This window comes from Pseudomonas sp. RL (assembly GCF_000647775.1).
Taxonomy (GTDB): Bacteria; Pseudomonadota; Gammaproteobacteria; order Pseudomonadales; family Pseudomonadaceae; genus Serpens; species Serpens flexibilis.
Genome location: NZ_JBOY01000073.1, coordinates 1 through 17,042, shown reverse-complemented (window position 1 = coordinate 17,042; position 17,042 = coordinate 1). Strand labels below are relative to the sequence as shown.

Genomic DNA, 17,042 nt, shown 5'->3' with positions numbered 1-17,042 from the left:
CGCGGCGTGCCACCCTGCGGCGCCTGGCGGATGCGCTGCCGGCGAGCGAGGCGGGCGTGGAGGTCAGCCTGGCCCTGGCCGGTGTGGCCGCCGACAGCCTCAGCCAGATGATTCCCGGACTGCCCATGGGCATGGCCAGCCAGGGCGTACTGGACAGTCAGCGCGCCCGCTTGCGGCAACAGATGGAACCGCGCCTGGTGGAGGGACTGGCGCGGGTCTACCAGCCGTTGAACGACGCTGAGCTGGAACGCTTCGCCCGCTTCGCCGAGTCGGCCGAGGGGCAGCGCTATTACCGGGCGGCACTGGCCGCGCTGCGCGCCAGCCTGCGCGTGGGCAACTGACGCGGACTCAGCCCAGTTGGCGGGTCAGGAACTCGAAATACTGCTGACGCAACGCCTCGCGCTCGTTGACCAGGTGATGCCGTGCGTCGGGCAATAACAATCGGCGCGGCTGGTTGAACTTGTCCTCCAGCACGTCGAGGTTGTGCTGCCATTCCACCGTTGCATCCTGCTCACCCTGCACGATCAGCGGGCTGTGCGCGCTGCGCCGGGCGCCCTCGATGCGCGGGATCCAGCGCGCCAGGGCACCGACCCAGGCGGTGGGCAGGATGCGCGGCTGCAACGGGTCGCGGTGGTGCACGAAGTCGATGAAGTCGGCGTCGCTGGAGTTCACGCTGAACCGCCGGGGAATCGCGTCGACGAACGGGCGCACCAGGTGGTAGCTGAGCTGTGAGCGTTTCCAGGCGCGCGGCCGTACCAGCGGGGCGAGCAGGATGGTCTCGCCCAGCTCGGGGCGTGGTCGGCCATGCAGCAGGTAATCGAGCAGGATGGCGCCGCCGGTACTCTGTCCGCACAGGTGCCAGGGGCGGGGCAGGCGCAGGGCCTCGGCCTCGGCAAACAGCCCGTGCAGCACCGCCTGGTATTCGCCGAAGTCGTCGATGCTGGCGCGCTTGCCGCTCGACAGCCCGTGCCCGGGCAGGTCGCAGGCCAGTACCGCGAAGTTCAGGCTCAGCGCCCAGTCCACCAGGTTGCCGTACAGCCCCATGTGGTCGTAGTAGCCATGCAGCATCAGCAGTGTGGCCACCGGCCGCTCGGGCAGCCAGACCTGCGCCGCCAGGCGATAGGGGCCGGCCCGGAAGCTGCCCAGCCGGCTGCGCACGCCGGCACGTACCGCGTCGAGCCCGTAGAAGCTGCGGTAGTGGCCGCTCTGCGCGGGCTCCTGGCCGGCCGCCGCCAGCGGTGGCAAGGCTGCGAGCAGGTGTTCGGGCTGGAAAGTGGACATGGCGTACCGAATGCGGGAAAGGGCGGACCCGGTATACTGCGCGGCGCCGCACCCGGCAAGCCCCACAGCCAAGGTCGCCGTACCATGTCCCTGACGCGCAAGTCCCTGCTCGCCTACCTGCTCGCCGGCCTATGGCTGGTGGCCATGGTCTGGGCCTTCTGGTGGTATCAGGCCCGCTACCTGCGGCCCTTCGATACCTCGCCCACGCTGTTCAGCGGCGAGCACCTGCAACTGCCCGCCGCCATCGCCGGCCCCGGGTCGGTGCGCCTGGTGCATTTCTGGGATCCGGCCTGCCCGTGCAACGTGGGCAACCAGCAACACCTGGCCGAGATGCTCGAACGCTATGCCGGGCAGGTGCAGTTCTATGCTGTGCAGCGTCCCGGTAGTCGCGGCCAGTTGCCGGCGCCGCTGGCCGCGCTGCAGCCGCTGAGCGGGCTGCAGGGCGCCGAGGACCTGCCAGCCAGCCCGGCGGTGGCCGTCTGGGACAGCCTGGGCCGGCTGGCCTACTTCGGCCCCTACAGCGAAGGTGCGGTATGCACCTCGGCCAACAGTTTCGTCGAGCCGGTGCTCGATGCGCTGCTCGCCGGTCGCCCGGTGCTGGCGCCGCAGACGCTGGCCAGTGGCTGTTTCTGCGCCTGGCGGGACTGAATCGCGCAGGACGGGGGACAGCCGGCAGTCCGCGTGGCAGAATGCGAACCACTTCACAGGGGGTTTCCCATGCATGCATCCGAGGATGACGAACTGTACGCCGGCCAGGCGCTGATCGAGGCCATTGAGGCGCAACTGGAAGGCGGCGAGCCTCCGGCGACCCGGGCGGTCTATAACAAGCTGAGCCTGGTCGGTTACGAGCGTGAGGAAATCCTGCAGATGATGGCCCTCGTCCTGGCGGATGAGGTGCGTGTGATGCTGAACGACAACCGTCCCTTCGATGGCGAGCGTTACGAGCGCCTGCTGCGTGCATTACCCGAGCTGCCCGACGAGGCCGCCGAGCACTGAATCCCGCCCTACTACAAAGGAAGCAGCCATGTCCTATACGCCAGAGCGCATTGCCGAGTTGCACCTGCTGACCCACTTCAACCTGGCCAACCACCAGGAAGGCCTGAAGCTGCACAGCGACGCCGACCCGCAGTTGCTGGGCGCCGCCGCCCGTCTGCATGCCCGTGGCCTGCTCACCCAGGTCGACGGTGGCTACCTGACCAGCCTCGGCCTCGATGCCGCCGAGCACGCCCAGGCCCTGCTGACCATCCTGACCCCCGCGGAAGGCTGATCCGCGCGCACAGGCGCCACCGCCGGCTGTGCCGGGCGGTGGCCCGTTCTCCGATTCGCACATGTCCTCGAACGATTGCAGCGCCCCACCTGGCGTCCCTGGTCCGTTGCCGGATCGCCGGGGCCTGGAGCTGCTGCGCCAGCGTTTTCTGACACTGAATGCGGGGCGTCTCGAACGCGCCCACCAGTTGCTGTCCACACGCCAGCAGCGTGTCCTGCATCTGTTGCCGCTGCTGTTTCATGTCAATCATCCGGGTCTGCCCGGCTACGTCTCGACCAGTGCGCCGGCGGGCCTGAGCGACTACGAACCCACCGAAGCCGCGCTGAACGAGGCGCGCCAGCTGGCTCGCTCGTTCCGCTACTGGGCGCTGCCGCAGCAGCAGGTTGCTCCGCTGCATGGGCTGTTCCTGATGGGCAGCCTGGGCACCCTGGCGCAGACTGAGCGCAGCGACATGGACCTCTGGCTGTGCCATGACCCGGCGCTGGACGAGGCGGCCCTGGACCTGCTGCGGCGCAAGGCGCGCGCGGTGGAACACTGGGCGGCCAGCCAGGGCGCCGAGCTGCACGTGTTCCTGGTTGACCCGGAGCGCTTCGCCAGTGGTCGGCGTGATGCCGAGCTGACCGGCGAGGACTGCGGCAGCAGCCAACACTACCTGCTGCTCGATGAGTTCTTCCGCACGGCGCTGTGGCTGGCCGGCCGCACGCCCACCTGGTGGCTGGTGCCCGCCGAGCAGGAGGAGCGCTACCCGGACTATGTCGCCGCGCTGCGTTCGTGCGGGGTGCTGACGGCCGAGCAGGAGCTGCATTTCGGCTACCTGGGACGCATCCCGGCCCGGGAGTACCTGGGCGCCGGCATGTGGCAGCTCTACAAGGCGATGCAGTCGCCCTACAAGTCGGTGCTCAAGCTGCTGCTCAACGAGGCCTACGCCAGTGCCCACCCCGGTGGCGAGGCGCTGGCCCTGCAGTTCAAACGCGACGTGCTGTCCGGCGTGGATGACCTGGACGATCTGGACCCCTACATCCGACTCTATCGGCGTCTGGAAGACTATCTGCGTGACGACGCCGCGCGCCTGGAGCTGGTGCGTCGCTGCCTGTACCTGAAGGTCGACCGGCAACTGAGCCGGCCGGCGTCTGCCCTCGGGCGCACCTGGCAGCGTCAGCTGCTGCGCCAGCTGTGTGCGGGCTGGGGCTGGGGCGAGCCCCGCCTCGTCCTGCTCGACAGCCGCCCACGCTGGAAGCTGCGCCAGGTGGAGAGCGAGCTGCGACTGCTGGTCGCCGCGCTGATGCGCAGCTACCTGAGCCTCAAGGCATTCGCCGAGCAGCAGCACGTGCTCAACCCACTGAGCGAGCGCGACATGCTGGTGCTGGCCCGCCGCCTGCGCGTGCTGTTTGCGCGCAGCGGGGCGAAGATCGATACCGTCAACCCGGGCATTGCCAATAGCCTGGCCGAGCCCAACCTGACCCTGCGCCGCGTGGAGCCCGAGCAATGGGCGCTCTACGACGGCAGCCTGACTGCCAACCAGTGTCAGGACCGGGTGCCGCTCAAGCGCAGCCGGCACCTGATTGCCCTGCTGGCCTGGGCGCAGCGCAACGGCGTACTCGACAGCGCCAGTCGGGTGACCCTGCACCCGGGCCAGAGCCATCTGCGCGACTTCGAGCTGCAGGGGCTGCGCGCCTGCCTGCAGACACTGCCCGGACCGCAGGCCGAGGTGGCAGATGCCCTGATGCTGGAGAAGCGGCGCGCCGAGCGGGTACTGGTGCTGATCAATGTGGGGATAGACCCACTGCAAGGCCTGTCCCGCGCCCAGATGGTCGGCGGGCGCAACGATGTGCTGGACTATGGCGGCAGCCAGGCCAATCTGGTGCAGAGCCTCGACCGTATCACCCTGACCAGCTGGAACGAGGTGACCCACCAGCGCTACGAAGGCCCGCAGGCGGTGTTCGAGTGTCTGCGCGAATTGCTGGGCGAGGGTGTGCACGCCCACCGGGTGCAGTTCCAGTGTTTCGCCCAGAACCGTGCGCAGGCCTTGGCCCAGCGTCTGGAAGGGTTGTACGCGCAATGCGCCGACGTGCTGTGCGAGAGCGAGGCGCGACTGCTGGTGCGCATCGCCGGCCACTACCGGATCTGGCAGCGTCGCGACGGCGAGGTGAGCGAGCAGGTGCTGGGCGAGCTGCCCGGCCTGCTCGCCTGCCTGGGCATGGCGCAACCGAGCCTGCCTCCGCTGCATCTGGATTGCCAGGCACTGACCGATCACAGCCTCGGCCTGGTGCTGCGTCATGCGGAGCCCGGTTGCCTGCAGGTCTTTTACCAGAGCGGCGAAGACACCCAGGTCTACCTGCTCGATGAGTGCAATGCGCTCTGGCAGCAGACCCTGCCGGGGCGCCCGGAAGCCGTGCTGCCAAGGCTGCAGCATTTCCTCGAAACGGTGGCGGGCAGCCCGCAGAATCGCCCGGCGATGCTCGGCCAGGGGCCGGTGCGCTATTACCAGTTGCTGCCCGGCGCACCGCTGACCGCCACCGAGCTGGTGCGTCGCCTGCCACCGCAGGCCACGCCGGGGCCGATGCCGCTGTATGCCCGCATCAGCCGGGATGCGCAGCAGCAAGAGCAGCTCACCCTGTATTGCGGCTGGGAGGATTTTCACCAGCGCAAACTCGGCGACCGGCTGTACCGGACGGTGGTTGCCCAACTGCGTGCGCGTAGCCTGGTTGGCCCGTTGATGGTCGCCGAGCTGGAACTGAGTGGGGCATTCGAGGCCGGCCAGCTGCAGACGCTGCATTACCTGGAGTACAAGCGAAGCATCGAGCAGGCGCTGCGGGCTGTCGAAGGCTTTATTGATAATGCTTCTCAACACGGGTAGGATCGCTCGTCCTGCACCTGCTGTTGCGCCGAGCCGTGCCATTCCCCCGCCTGCAACTTTATCTGTCCCACCGCGAGGCACTGATCAAGTATGCCGCCCGTCTGCTGGGCAGCCCCGCCCAGGCCGAGGACATCGTCCAGGAAGCCTGGTTGCGCTTCGACCGCGAGGCCGCCTGCCAGCAGCCGGCCGGCTACCTCTACCGTATCGTGCGCAACCTGGCCATCGACAGCAGCCGGCACCTGCAGATCGAGCAACGGGTCGACGACGCTGACGAGCACTTGGCGTCACTGGCCGCGCCCCAGCACTGCCCGGCCAGCGCCGCGCTGTATGCCGACCAGCTGCGGGCCATGCAACAAGCGTTGGATCGGCTGCCACCACGTACCTGCGACGCCTTCTACCTGCACCGCATCGAGGGCCTGACGCTCAGCCAGATCGCCACGCAGCTGGGCATTTCCGTGGGCCTGGCTCATCAATTGGTGCGCGAAGCACTCACCCGCTGTGCCGAGTGCTTGGATGAGTGAGCGAATCGCTGGGGCAGCGCTCCTATCTACCGGGTTTGGCGTTCATGCCCAACGTGGAACTTGCAGACCGCCATGTGGCGCCCGCTTTGATCTGCGCAGTCCGCGGCAGGCGCTGCAGGCGGCCGTGGAGGCGGCGGGCGGCCGGTTGCGCCCCCTGACTCCCTACCTCCAGGTGATCCGCTGAGCCCCCTTCGGAAAAATTTCCTCGGACAAGTCTGAAATTTTTTCTGCCCCGTTCGTCATTACAGCAAGCGAGCCGAATGATAGGCGTTCGCATTTTCTTTTGCCCCGACCTTGGGGCGGCTGTATGGGGAACGATTCATGTCTCACGCTTTCCAGCCAAGGCCACTGGCCCGCCTGCTGACCGGTTCCGGTCTGCTGGCGTTGCTCAGTCTGGCTCCGGTCATGCATGCCGGCGCGGCCAACCCGCCCAGCGCGGCGCACAGTGCGCTGCGCATCTATGACATTCCCGCGCAGGATCTGGCCGGTGCGCTGCTGGGGTTCGGCCAGCAGTCCGGCCTGCAAGTTGGGGCGCCGAGCCCGCTGCTGGCGGGCAAGCAAGCACCCCGGGTGCAAGGACGGATGAGTGCGGTGCAGGCGCTCGACCAGATACTGGCCGGCTCCGGGCTGGTCTGGCGAGTCGAGGCGCAGGGCGTACGCATCGTTGCGCCCGAGCGCGAGGCCGGCAGGCTGGAGCTGGGCAACACGCTGGTGCAAGGCCGGCAGACCCTGCCGATGGGCACTCAGGTGGTGGGCCGCCAGCAGATCGAAGGTCTGCCTGCCGGCAACGGTGACATCACCAGCCTGCTGAAGCTCAATCCCAACGTGCAGTTCGACGACGCCCAGCTGAGCAGTAAGACGCCAGGGGAAATCGCGCCGGCGAACATCAGCATCAACGGGGCGAAGTTCTACCAGAACGCCTTCGTGGTCGATGGCATGAACATCAACAACAACATCGACCCGGCCGCTTCGAATCCTAGCCTGCTCGACTCGGTGCCCGGCCGCAGCCAGGGCCTGGCGCTGGACACCGATCTGCTCGAAGAAGTCAAGGTGCTCGACAGCAACGTCCCGGCGGCCTACGGGCAGTTCACCGGCGGGGTGGTCGAGGCGACCACGCGCATGCCGAGCAAGGCGCTGCACGGCAAGCTCTCCTACCAGATGACCCGGTCGGAATGGACCGAGTACCACATCGCCCAGAGCCAGGAAGAGAGCTTTCGTTACTCCTCCTCGCATGACGAGCAACCGAAGTTCGAGAAAACCATCGTGCGCGGCACCCTGGAGGGGCATGTCACCGATACCTTCGGCCTGCTGGCGAACTTTACCCAGAAGCGCTCGATCATCCCGCTCAGCCTCTATTCCGCCCACCACGTCGAGAACATGGGATTTCATGAGGAAGAACAGCAGCGCCAGATCGACAACTATTTCCTGAAGGCGGTCTGGCAGGCCAGCGATGCCTGGCAGATCGAGTCCAGCCTGACCTATGCCCCGGAGGAGAACCACTACTTTCGCAGCAACACCCTGGATTCCGGCTTCGATACCCAGCTGGGCGGCCTGCAGACGGGACTGAAAGCCATCTGGCGCGGTGATCTGGCCAAGGTGGAGCAGCAGCTGGCCTGGGGGCGGATCGAACAGTCGCGCGAATCCGACAGCGCCGACTACTTCTCCTGGAGTTATTCCGAAAGCAAGGATTGGGGCACCGTCGGCAGCAACCCGCTGACCCGCATGAGCCTGCAGGGTGGTTACGGCGATATCGAGCAGCGGCAGGACAGCTGGCAGTACCGGGTCAATGCCGACTGGAGCGCGTTCCTGCTGGGCGATACCCGCCATGCCGTGCAGTCCGGCCTGGAGCTGGGCTACCAGGACACCCATTACCGGCGCCTGACCGACACCCATGTCTACGTAACGGCGAAATCCACCAGCACCTGCACCAATGCGCTGGGTGTCACTGACACCGTGGCCTGCGTCCTGGGCACCACCGCCCGGGGCTGGCCGGGTCAGTACCTGTCCTCCGCCACCTACTATCGCCAGGGTGAGTTCACGGTCCAGACCACCTCGTGGGGCGTGTGGCTGCAGGATGAAATCCAGTGGGGCCGCCTCAGCTTGCGCCCGGGCATCCGCGTCGACGGTGACGACTACATGGACGAAGTCACCGTGGCCCCGCGCTTCGCCGCCACCTATGACGTCTTGGGCGACGGCGCGACGCTGGTCACCGCGGGCGCCAACCGGTACTACGGTCGCAACGCCGCTGCCTGGCAACTGGAGGATGGGCGCAACATGCTGCGCAGCACCCTGAAGCGCAACACGCTGAACGATGCCTGGACCGAGACCGCCCAGGCCGCCAACACGGTGAAGTTCAACCAGCTGGACATCGCCTACGACGACGAGCTGGTGCTCGGCCTGACCCAGCAGTGGTCCGGGGTGGAGTACGGGCTCAAGTACGTGAACCGCAAGGGTCGCGATCAGGTCATCCAGGTTGCGGGCGAAACCCTCGGTCAGCCCTCCCAGGACACGGAGGCGCTTTCGCGCACCTACACCACCTACACCAACGACGGTCGCAGCGACGCCCAGGTGGTCAGCTTCACGGCGACTCCGCTGCAGCCGATCCGTTTCGCCGGCACCCGAAGCAGCCTGCAATTGGCGCTGGACTGGACCGAGGTGGCCAGCAACTACGCCGACTACAGCGAAGAGCTGGACGAGGACTACTACCACAATCCCTACATTCGCTACGACGGTGAGTTCATCCGTTACGCCGAGCGCCCGGCCGGCAACTACGCCCGGCCCTGGACCGCACGCCTGAGTGGCGTGACGGAGATTCCGGGCTGGAACCTCACGGTCAGCAACTTCTTCCGCTACCGCGCCGGCTACCGGGATATCGGCAAGGTGTCCGGGGTAATGGATGAATACCAGGGCGTGGCGGTCGAGGTGTGGGAAGAAACCGACTATGGCGCGGCCCTGACCTGGGATTTGCGGCTGGGCTGGGAGATTCCCACCGGCAAGCAGCAGGCGTTGTTCATCAATCTGGACGTCTTCAACGTGCTGGATGAGCAGGTGGTAAGCAGCGTGCAGAGCAGCGCCGTAGCGACCACACCGAGCTACGACGTAGGCCACCAGTACTGGCTGGAAGTCGGCTACCGCTTCTGACCATCGCGCAATCCATCGCCCGGCCGGGACTGCTCGCGCCGGGCGCGTTCGTTTCTGCCCGTAGTGAGTGACAGACATGAAAATCGCACGAATCGCGGTGTTGGCTGCGGGCCTGCTGGCCGTGCCCGCCCTGGCCTGCGAGCTGCCCCCACCCGGCGGCACACCCACTTCCGAGCAATACGCCTGCCTGCGCCAGGTCTATTCCGGGCCTGCGGATCAGTGGCCTCCTCCCCACGTGGACCCGGACGTGGCCTGGAAGGAGCTGGGGCCGCTGCCCGAGCGGGCCCCTGCGCCGGCGAACAATCCGCATACGGAGGAGAAGGCCAGGCTGGGCGAAGACCTGTTCTTCGACCCCAGGCTGTCGCGCTCCGGGCAGATCGCCTGTGCTTCCTGTCACGAGCCGGACCTGGCGTTCGCCGACGGGCGCAAGGTGTCGTTCGGCCACGACCGCGCCGCCGGCCGGCGCAACTCGCCGAGCGTGGTGATGAGTGGCTTCGCCACCTCGCTGTTCTGGGACGGACGCGCGCCGACCCTGGAAGCCCAGGCGCTGAGGCCGATCGAGGACCCGCTGGAAATGGCCTTCACGCTGCCGGAATTGCTGGAACGCCTGAACGCCAGTACGGCGTACCGCCCGCGTTTCCAGGCAGTGTTCGGCCGGCAGACCATCGACGCCGAGCAACTGGGCCAGGCGCTGGCCACCTATCAGCGCACCCTGGTGCGGGTGGCGCGCGCCACCCGCTTCGAGCGCTTCTTGAACGGTCGCCACAACCAGCTCAGCGATCAGCAGATCCACGGCCTGCATCTGTATCGGACCCAGGCGCGCTGCCTGAACTGCCATTTCGGCCCGGAAATCACCGATCACCAGTTCCACAACGCCGGCATGACCTACTACGGGCGCAAGTACCAGGACCTGGGGCGTCATGAGGTGACCGGCAAGGTGGAGGATGTGGGCCGCTTCCGCACCCCGTCGCTGCGCCTGGTCAGCAAGACAGGACCGTGGATACACAACGGCCTGTTCCCTGATCTGCAGGGGGTGCTGAATTTCTACAACGTCGGCATGCCGCGCCCGCAGCCCCAGGGCGAGCAGGTCAACGACCCGCTGTTCCCGAAAACCTCGGCACGCTTCCAGCGTCTGGGGCTGAATGTCGAAGAGTTGCGCGCGCTGCGCAGCTTCCTCGACACGCTCTGAGCATCAGGCGTTCGTGGCCAGCAGGCGGCACAGCTCATCGCTGCGCTGGCGCAGCTCCGGCTCCAGGGCGCTGCGCACCGCCGGACTCAGCTGACGGCAGATGTCCGCCTGGCGGCGGGCCGGCAGGCCGCTGAGCACCGATACGGACAGCGGCAGATGGCCGTTGGGAATGGACACCTCGGTCAGGGTGCGCAGGTAGCTGCTCGACATGCCCTGCAGGCTCTGCACCAGCAGCGGCACGTCGCCGAAGCGGGCGCCGATGCGCAATACCGGCAGCGGATCGTTGAGGCCCAGGATCAGGTTGCGCAGCTGTTGTGGCGCCAGGCATTCGGCGTAGCGCGCCGCGGTGGCGAAGTCCCTGTTGCGGCACAGGACCTTGGCGATCTGCAGGTGCAGGTTGTCCGGCAGGTGCAGCCAGGTGTCGAGGATGCTGTGCGGCTCCAGATGGCGGGCGGTCTGCGCGAGCAGCTCGACAGGCAGCGCCTGGATCAGCACACGCAACCGATGGGGTTCGGTATGTGGCGCCATCAGGGCGATCTGCCGAGGGCTGAGGCGCTGCAGCACGGCAGTCTGCAGCACCAGTGGAGTCACGTTTTGCAGGCGGAGCAGCAGTCGCAGACCGCGACCCGGTTGTTTGCGCGTATCCATGCGTCGTTCCTCGCGATGTCCGTTGCCGGCGAGGACAGCAGTACGGCGAGGCCGCGCATAGCCAGCCTTCGATGGGTGCGCGTCAGGGTGCGACCATCATCTCCTGCTCGCGCAGCAGGGAGGCGAAATGAATCGCTTCGATCGGTCGGCTGATCAGGAAACCCTGGATCTCGTCGCAGCCCTGGGACTTGAGGAAGTCCAGCTGCTGCTGTTCCTCGACGCCCTCGGCTACCACCTTGAGTTCCAGGCTGTGGGCCATGGCGATGATCGCCCGGGTGATGGCGGCGTCCTCGCCGTCCTCGGTCAGGTCGCGCACGAAGGTGCGGTCGATCTTCAGGTAGTCGACCGGCAGGCGCTTGAGGTAGCTGAGCGAGGAATAGCCGGTACCGAAGTCATCGATGGCCAGCTTGACCCCCAGTTCGCGCAGCTGGTTCAGGGTGTGCAGCACGCTCTCGACGTTGTCGAGCAGCTGGCTTTCGGTCAGCTCCAGTTCCAGCAGGTGGGCCGGCAGGCCGGTCTCTTCGAGCACTCGGCGGACCAGGGTGGTGAGGTTGCCCTGGCGCAGCTGGTGCACGGAGACATTCACCGAGACACGGATGTCGCCCAGGCCTTGCTGTCGCCACTCGCATGCCTGGCTGGCGGCGCGGCGCAGCACGAATTCGCCGATGGCGCCGATCAGACCGGTCTCCTCGGCCAGCGGGATGAAGTCGGCCGGCGACACCAGGCCGCGCTGCGGATGACGCCAGCGCACCAGGGCCTCGGCGGCCTGCAGGCTGTCCAGGCTCAGGTCCAGCTTGGGCTGGTAGAAGACCTCCAGCTGGCCGCTGTCGATGGCCTTGCGCAGCTGGTTCTCCAGTTGCAGCCGCTCCAGGGTGCAGGCTTGCAGGTTGTCGGTGAAGAACTGGAAGTTGTCGCCGCCCAGGTGCTTGGCGTGCTGCATGGCCATGTTGGCCTGGGTGATCAGCGCCGAGACCTCACGAGCATTCTCGGGCAGCAGGCTGATGCCGATCGAGGCGCTGACGACCAGCTCGTGCCCGTCCACTGTCATGGGCGCACGCAGCTTGGCCAGCAGCTGGCTGGCCAGTCGGGAAAGACTCGACAGGTTGCTGTACTGGTCAAAGAGCACCACGAACTCGTCGGCCGCCAGCCGCGCCAGGGTATCGGCCTCGGCCAACTGCTCGCTGAGGCGCCGGCCCATGTTGCGCAGCACCTGGTCGGCCACTTCATGCCCCAGGCTGTCGTTGAGCAGCTTGAAGCGGTCCAGGTCGATGTGCAGCAGCGCCAGGCTGCGTCCGGTCTGGCGTGAGCGCTGGCCGGCCTCGTGCAGGCGTTCCTTGAACAGCATGCGGTTGGCCAGGCCGGTCAGCGCATCGTAGTTGGAAAGGTAGCGCAGACGTTCCTCGGCCTGGCGGCGGGCGCTGAGGTCGGCGAAGAAGCCGACCATCTGGGTGATGCGCCCGTTACGGTCGCGCACCGCGTTGATCTGCAGCCACTGCGGGTACAGCTCGCCATTCTTGCGCGTCTCCATCATCTCGCCCTGCCAGCGGCCATGGGCGAGCAACTGGGCGTGGATCTGCCGGTACTGGCGATGGGTGTCCGGCGAGCTGACCAGCTGGGTGACGTTGCGCCCGACTGCTTCCTCGCGCCGGTAGCCGGTCATCACGCAGAATGCCCGGTTAACCGCCAGCACCTGGTAGTGCCGGTCCAGCACGACAATGCCTTCGCTGGCGGTCTCGAACACCGTGGCGGCGAGGCGCTGTTCTTCCTCCCGGCGCTTGCGGGCGGTGATGTTGCGCCGGGTACCGAGCATGCGCACCACGCGGCCGCGCTCGTCGCGCTCCATGACCCGGCCGCGGTCCTCCACCCACACCCAGTAGCCGTCGGCGTGACGCACCCGGTATTCCACGGCGTAACCGTCGGTGCGCCCGCGCATGTGCGCGCTGAGGGCATGCAGCAGCAGGCGGCGATCGTCCGGATGCAGCAGTGGGCGCAGGTCGCGGCGCATGTTGAGGGTGCCGGTCGGGGCCAGGCCGAACAGCTCCTGCAGCTTGGAGTGATGCACTTCGTCGGTCCGCAGGTTCCAGTCCCACAGACCCAGTTCGCTGGCTTCCAGGGCCATGGCCAGGCGCGCCTGGCTCTTGCCCAGCGCGTATGTGGCTTCGTCCAGTTCCTGGGTACGTTCGGCGACCCGTCGCTCAAGCTGGCTGTGGGCGGCGCGCAGCTGGCGTTCCGCCTGGCGGCGCTGTTCAACCTCGCGGGCCAGCTTGTGATTGAGTGCCTCGCTGTGACGCTGGGCTTCTTCCTGGCGCTCCAGGAGCGCCTGGTTGTAGAAGCGCTGCATCAGGCTGCGCTGCACCAGCCGGTTGACCTGCCAGGCCATCACCAGCAGCGCGAGCAGCAGCAGCAGGCTGAGCTGGCCCCAGCCATGCAGCAGTTCGCTGTCGCTCAGCAGCAGAAACACCGAGGTGGGCAACAGGCACGGCAGGATGAAACTAAGCAGCGCCGGCAGGCTGATGGCATAGGCGATGGTGGCGCAGGCCACCGAGACGGCGATCAGGCCGTACAGGGGCACCTGGGCGAGGAAGCTTTCCGCCGGGGCCAGCATGATGGCGGCGAAGCTCAGGGTCACGCCGGACGCGGCGGCGCCCAACACGAACATGCGTATCCAATAGGGATCGGCCTGCCGCTCGGCGCTGGCGCGTTCGAAGGCGCGTACCTGCAACAGGCGCAATAGCCCGAGGACCAGCAGCGCGCCCAGCCAGCCCAGCAACAGCAGCGGCGACGCGAGGAATGGCCAGAGTGCCCAGGCCGAGACCAGGCCACAGATCAGCATGAACAGCGTCGGCAGCCGCGATCCCTCATACAGCAGGCGGGTCCGCTCGATGGCGATCTGCGAAGCGTACTGTTGCTTGACGGACTGCGCGGCGGAGACCGGCAGACTGAGAGCCGAGTCTAGGGATGCGGTCATAGGCGTTTTTTAATGGAGTTGGGGCCCAGGCGTTGGGCGAGCATACCCGAGCCCATCGGCCGGCCCAAGCCCTGCCGGTGGCGTTTTGCAAGCAGTGGAGTTCCGCTGGCGGTTCTGGTGGGAGCGGACGCGCCCGCACAGCGCCGTCACTCGCCCTCGCGGCATGCAACCTCTAGAATGCCGCGATGCTAGAAGACCTCTCCCCCCTGCTGAATACCCTCAACGACGCCCAGCGTCAGGCCGTCACCGCCCCGCTGGGTCGCCAACTGGTGCTGGCCGGTGCCGGATCGGGCAAGACCCGTGTCCTGGTGCACCGCATCGCCTGGCTGATCGGCGTGGAAAACGCCACGCCGCACTCGATCCTGGCCGTCACCTTCACCAACAAGGCCGCCCACGAGATGCGCGAGCGCATCGGCCGGCTGCTTGGCCACAGCCCGCAGGGCATGTGGGTCGGCACCTTCCATGGGCTGGCCCATCGCCTGTTGCGTGCCCACTGGCAGGAAGCCGGCCTGGCCGAGAATTTCCAGATCCTCGACTCCGACGATCAGCAGCGCCTGGTCAAGCGGGTGATCCGCGAGCTGGGCCTGGACGACAGCAAGTGGCCGGCGCGCCAGGCCCAGTGGTTCATCAACGGTCAGAAGGACGAGGGCATCCGTCCGCAGCACATCCAGGCCGGCGGCGACCTGTACCTGACCACCCTGCGCTCCATCTACAGCGCCTACGAGGCGGCCTGCGCCCGCGCCGGGGTCATCGACTTTTCCGAACTGCTGCTGCGCGCCCTGGACCTGTGGCGCGACCAGCCCGGCCTGTTGGCCCATTACCAGAAGCGCTTCCGCCACTTGCTGGTGGACGAGTTCCAGGACACCAACGCCGTGCAGTACGCCTGGCTGCGCCTGCTCGGTCAGGGCGGCGACAGCCTGATGGTGGTCGGCGATGACGACCAGTCCATCTACGGCTGGCGCGGCGCCAAGATCGAGAACCTGCAGCGCTACGGCCAGGACTTCCCGGATGTGCAGTTGATCCGCCTGGAGCAGAACTACCGCTCCACCGGCACCATCCTCAAGGCCGCCAACGCGCTGATCGCCAACAACAGCGACCGCCTGGGCAAGGAGCTGTGGACCGACGGCGGCGACGGCGAGCCGTTGTTGCTGTACGCCGCCTACAACGAGCACGACGAGGCGCGTTACGTGGTGGAGAGCATCGAGCGTGCCCAGAAAGAAGGGCTCAAGCGCCGCGAGATCGCCATCCTCTACCGCTCCAACGCTCAGTCGCGAGTGCTGGAGGAGGCGCTGCTGCGCGAGCGCATCCCCTACCGTATCTATGGCGGCCAGCGCTTCTTCGAGCGCGCCGAGATCAAGAACGCCATGGCCTACCTGCGCCTGCTGCAGACCCGGCACAACGACGCCGCGCTGGAGCGGGTGATCAACCTGCCGGCGCGCGGCATCGGCGAGAAGACCCTGGAAACCCTGCGCGACTTCGCCCGCGCCCACGAACTGTCGCTATGGGGCGCCATCCACCAGGCCATCGGCGTCAAGGCCATCGCCGGTCGGGCGGCCAGCGCGCTCAACGGTTTCGTCGAACTGATCGACGAGCTGGCGCTGCGCGTCGAGGGGCTGCCCTTGCACAGCATGACCCAGCAGGTCATCGAGCGCTCCGGCTTGCTGGCCTACCACCGCGACGAGAAGGGCGAGAAGGGCCAGACCCGGGTGGAAAACCTGGAGGAACTGGTCTCCGCCGCGCGCGCCTTCGAGTACGAAGACCTGGCCGAGGGCGAGACGCACCTGTCGGCGTTCCTCGACCATGCCTCGCTGGAAGCCGGCGAGCAGCAGGCCGCCGAGGACGAGGACAGCGTGCAGCTGATGACCCTGCACAGCGCCAAGGGCCTGGAATTCCCCCTGGTGTTCCTGGTGGGCATGGAGGAAGGGCTGTTCCCGCACAAGATGAGCCTGGAGGAACCCGGGCGCCTCGAAGAGGAGCGCCGGCTGGCCTACGTCGGCCTGACTCGGGCCATGCAGCGCCTGGTGATGACCTACGCCGAGACCCGCCGGCTGTACGGCAACGAGACCTACAACCGGGTGTCGCGTTTCGTGCGCGAGATTCCGGCCGGGCTGGTTCAGGAGGTGCGCTTGTCCAACAGCGTCAGCCGGCCTTATGGCGGGTCCACGGCCGGCAACGCCTCGCTGTTCGCCGGCGCCGAGGTGCCGCAGACCGGTTTCAGCCTGGGGCAGCGGGTCCGCCACGCGCTGTTCGGCGAAGGGGTCATTCTCAACTTCGAGGGCTCCGGGGCCCAGGCGCGGGTGCAGGTGAATTTCGACGAGGGCAGCAAGTGGCTGATGCTCAGCTACGCCAAGCTGGAGGCGCTGTAGTCACGAGATGGCGGGGTTGCCCGCCCGCCGCCGTCGTCCTGTGGGAGCGGACTCGTCCGCGAACTGTTTAGCGGCCGGCCAGCCTCTGACAGCAACGTGCGCGAATGAATTCGCTCCCACAAGCACGGCGCGGGCTGCGGCATTCAGCTTCCGCCCGTCAGATATGGTAAAAAGCCATGCCGCCTGGCTACAGGCTACCCCCCCATTAAAAAAACAACCCGCAAGGGTCCGACCTCCAAGGGAGACACCATGAATCGTCGCCATCTGTTCGGCGCCGCCGCTGCCCTGCTTGCTACGCTGGGTCTGGCTGGTTGCAAGGACGACACCGCCCCCGCTGCCCAGCAAGCCGCTGCAGCCCCCGCGCAAACCTTCCAATGGAAGATGGTCACCTCCTGGCCGAAGAACTACCCGGGCCTGGGTACCGCGGCCGAGCGCCTGGCCGAGCGCATCAACACCATGAGCAACGGCCGCCTGAGCGTGAAGGTCTACGCGGCGGGCGAGCTGGTTCCGGCGCTGGAAGTGTTCGACGCTGTTTCCCGCGGTACCGCCGAGATGGGTCACGGCACCCCCTACTACTGGAAGGGCAAGGTGCCGGCCGCGCAGTTCTTCACCTCCATTCCGTTCGGTTTCTCCACCCTGGAGATGAACGCCTGGATCCACAAGGGCGAAGGTCAGGCCCTGTGGGATGAAGCCTATGCGCCCCACGGCGTGAAGCCGTTCAATGCCGGCAACACCACCATGCAGATGGGTGGCTGGTTCAACAAGGAAATCAACAGCGTCGACGACCTCAAGGGCCTGAAGATC

General features: G+C 67.0%; 11 protein-coding genes and 2 pseudogenes. 10 read left to right on the top strand and 3 right to left on the bottom strand.

Features of this window, described 5'->3' with window-relative positions; genetic code table 11:
• Positions 1 to 341 (top strand): annotated as a pseudogene (locus tag AS93_RS20845) (hypothetical protein); the annotation flags it as partial.
• Positions 342 to 348: 7 nt separating this feature from the next.
• On the opposite strand, the gene AS93_RS0112895 reads toward AS93_RS20845, so the two are convergent.
• Positions 349 to 1,281, bottom strand: coding sequence for an alpha/beta hydrolase (locus AS93_RS0112895; protein ID WP_027591005.1), 933 nt, complete (start codon positions 1,279 to 1,281; stop codon positions 349 to 351).
• A gap of 84 nt (positions 1,282 to 1,365) precedes the next feature.
• Here AS93_RS0112895 and AS93_RS0112890 point away from each other — a divergent pair, with 84 nt between their 5' ends.
• The 7 genes from AS93_RS0112890 (at position 1,366) to AS93_RS0112860 (ending at position 10,256) form a co-directional block, all read left to right on the top strand.
• The gene (locus AS93_RS0112890) at positions 1,366 to 1,929 is read left to right on the top strand and encodes a DUF6436 domain-containing protein (protein ID WP_027591004.1); all 564 of its coding nucleotides are present in this window, start codon (positions 1,366 to 1,368) and stop codon (positions 1,927 to 1,929) included.
• Positions 1,930 to 1,998: 69 nt separating this feature from the next.
• The gene (locus AS93_RS0112885; protein WP_027591003.1) at positions 1,999 to 2,277 is read left to right on the top strand and encodes a hypothetical protein; all 279 of its coding nucleotides are present in this window, start codon (positions 1,999 to 2,001) and stop codon (positions 2,275 to 2,277) included.
• A 28-nt stretch (positions 2,278 to 2,305) separates the two neighbouring features.
• Positions 2,306 to 2,548, top strand: coding sequence for a TIGR02647 family protein (locus tag AS93_RS0112880; RefSeq protein WP_027591002.1), 243 nt, complete (start codon positions 2,306 to 2,308; stop codon positions 2,546 to 2,548).
• 61 nt (positions 2,549 to 2,609) lie between these two features.
• The gene (locus AS93_RS19345; protein WP_081798299.1) at positions 2,610 to 5,405 is read left to right on the top strand and encodes a class I adenylate cyclase; all 2,796 of its coding nucleotides are present in this window, start codon (positions 2,610 to 2,612) and stop codon (positions 5,403 to 5,405) included.
• 35 nt (positions 5,406 to 5,440) lie between these two features.
• A complete protein-coding gene (locus tag AS93_RS0112870) occupies positions 5,441 to 5,926 on the top strand; it encodes a sigma-70 family RNA polymerase sigma factor (protein ID WP_155956146.1) in 486 nt (161 codons plus the stop codon).
• A 321-nt stretch (positions 5,927 to 6,247) separates the two neighbouring features.
• Complete coding sequence (locus AS93_RS0112865) at positions 6,248 to 9,067, top strand: TonB-dependent receptor plug domain-containing protein (RefSeq protein ID WP_177324724.1); 2,820 nt, start codon at positions 6,248 to 6,250, stop codon at positions 9,065 to 9,067.
• Between the two features lie 76 nt (positions 9,068 to 9,143).
• Complete coding sequence (locus tag AS93_RS0112860; protein ID WP_027590999.1) at positions 9,144 to 10,256, top strand: cytochrome c peroxidase; 1,113 nt, start codon at positions 9,144 to 9,146, stop codon at positions 10,254 to 10,256.
• A gap of 3 nt (positions 10,257 to 10,259) precedes the next feature.
• Here AS93_RS0112860 and AS93_RS0112855 read toward each other — a convergent pair whose 3' ends face one another.
• Together AS93_RS0112855 and AS93_RS0112850 are read right to left on the bottom strand one after the other, a co-directional pair.
• Complete coding sequence (locus AS93_RS0112855; RefSeq protein WP_027590998.1) at positions 10,260 to 10,904, bottom strand: hypothetical protein; 645 nt, start codon at positions 10,902 to 10,904, stop codon at positions 10,260 to 10,262.
• Positions 10,905 to 10,986: 82 nt separating this feature from the next.
• Positions 10,987 to 13,872 (bottom strand): GGDEF domain-containing phosphodiesterase, encoded by a 2,886-nt coding sequence (locus tag AS93_RS0112850; RefSeq protein ID WP_027590997.1) that lies wholly within the window; start codon positions 13,870 to 13,872, stop codon positions 10,987 to 10,989.
• A 185-nt stretch (positions 13,873 to 14,057) separates the two neighbouring features.
• On the opposite strand from AS93_RS0112850, the gene uvrD reads away from it, so the two are divergent.
• Both uvrD and AS93_RS0112840 read left to right on the top strand, forming a co-directional pair.
• On the top strand, positions 14,058 to 16,238 hold the full coding sequence (gene uvrD / locus AS93_RS0112845) for a DNA helicase II (protein ID WP_027590996.1): 2,181 nt from the start codon (positions 14,058 to 14,060) through the stop codon (positions 16,236 to 16,238).
• A gap of 249 nt (positions 16,239 to 16,487) precedes the next feature.
• Positions 16,488 to 17,042, top strand: a pseudogene (locus tag AS93_RS0112840) (ABC transporter substrate-binding protein); the annotation flags it as partial.

What these genes read in the sequence shown, in the direction of transcription:
- AS93_RS0112895 (WP_027591005.1), bottom strand. Translation starts at nt 1,281, where the DNA reads ATGTCCACTTTCCAGCCCGAACACCTGCTCGCAGCCTTGCCACCGCTG.
- AS93_RS0112860 (WP_027590999.1), top strand. Translation starts at nt 9,144, where the DNA reads ATGAAAATCGCACGAATCGCGGTGTTGGCTGCGGGCCTGCTGGCCGTG.
- AS93_RS0112890 (WP_027591004.1), top strand. Translation starts at nt 1,366, where the DNA reads ATGTCCCTGACGCGCAAGTCCCTGCTCGCCTACCTGCTCGCCGGCCTA.
- AS93_RS0112885 (WP_027591003.1), top strand. Translation starts at nt 1,999, where the DNA reads ATGCATGCATCCGAGGATGACGAACTGTACGCCGGCCAGGCGCTGATC.
- AS93_RS0112855 (WP_027590998.1), bottom strand. Translation starts at nt 10,904, where the DNA reads ATGGATACGCGCAAACAACCGGGTCGCGGTCTGCGACTGCTGCTCCGC.
- AS93_RS0112850 (WP_027590997.1), bottom strand. Translation starts at nt 13,872, where the DNA reads ATGACCGCATCCCTAGACTCGGCTCTCAGTCTGCCGGTCTCCGCCGCG.
- AS93_RS19345 (WP_081798299.1), top strand. Translation starts at nt 2,610, where the DNA reads ATGTCCTCGAACGATTGCAGCGCCCCACCTGGCGTCCCTGGTCCGTTG.
- AS93_RS0112880 (WP_027591002.1), top strand. Translation starts at nt 2,306, where the DNA reads ATGTCCTATACGCCAGAGCGCATTGCCGAGTTGCACCTGCTGACCCAC.
- AS93_RS0112865 (WP_177324724.1), top strand. Translation starts at nt 6,248, where the DNA reads ATGTCTCACGCTTTCCAGCCAAGGCCACTGGCCCGCCTGCTGACCGGT.
- uvrD (WP_027590996.1), top strand. Translation starts at nt 14,058, where the DNA reads ATGCTAGAAGACCTCTCCCCCCTGCTGAATACCCTCAACGACGCCCAG.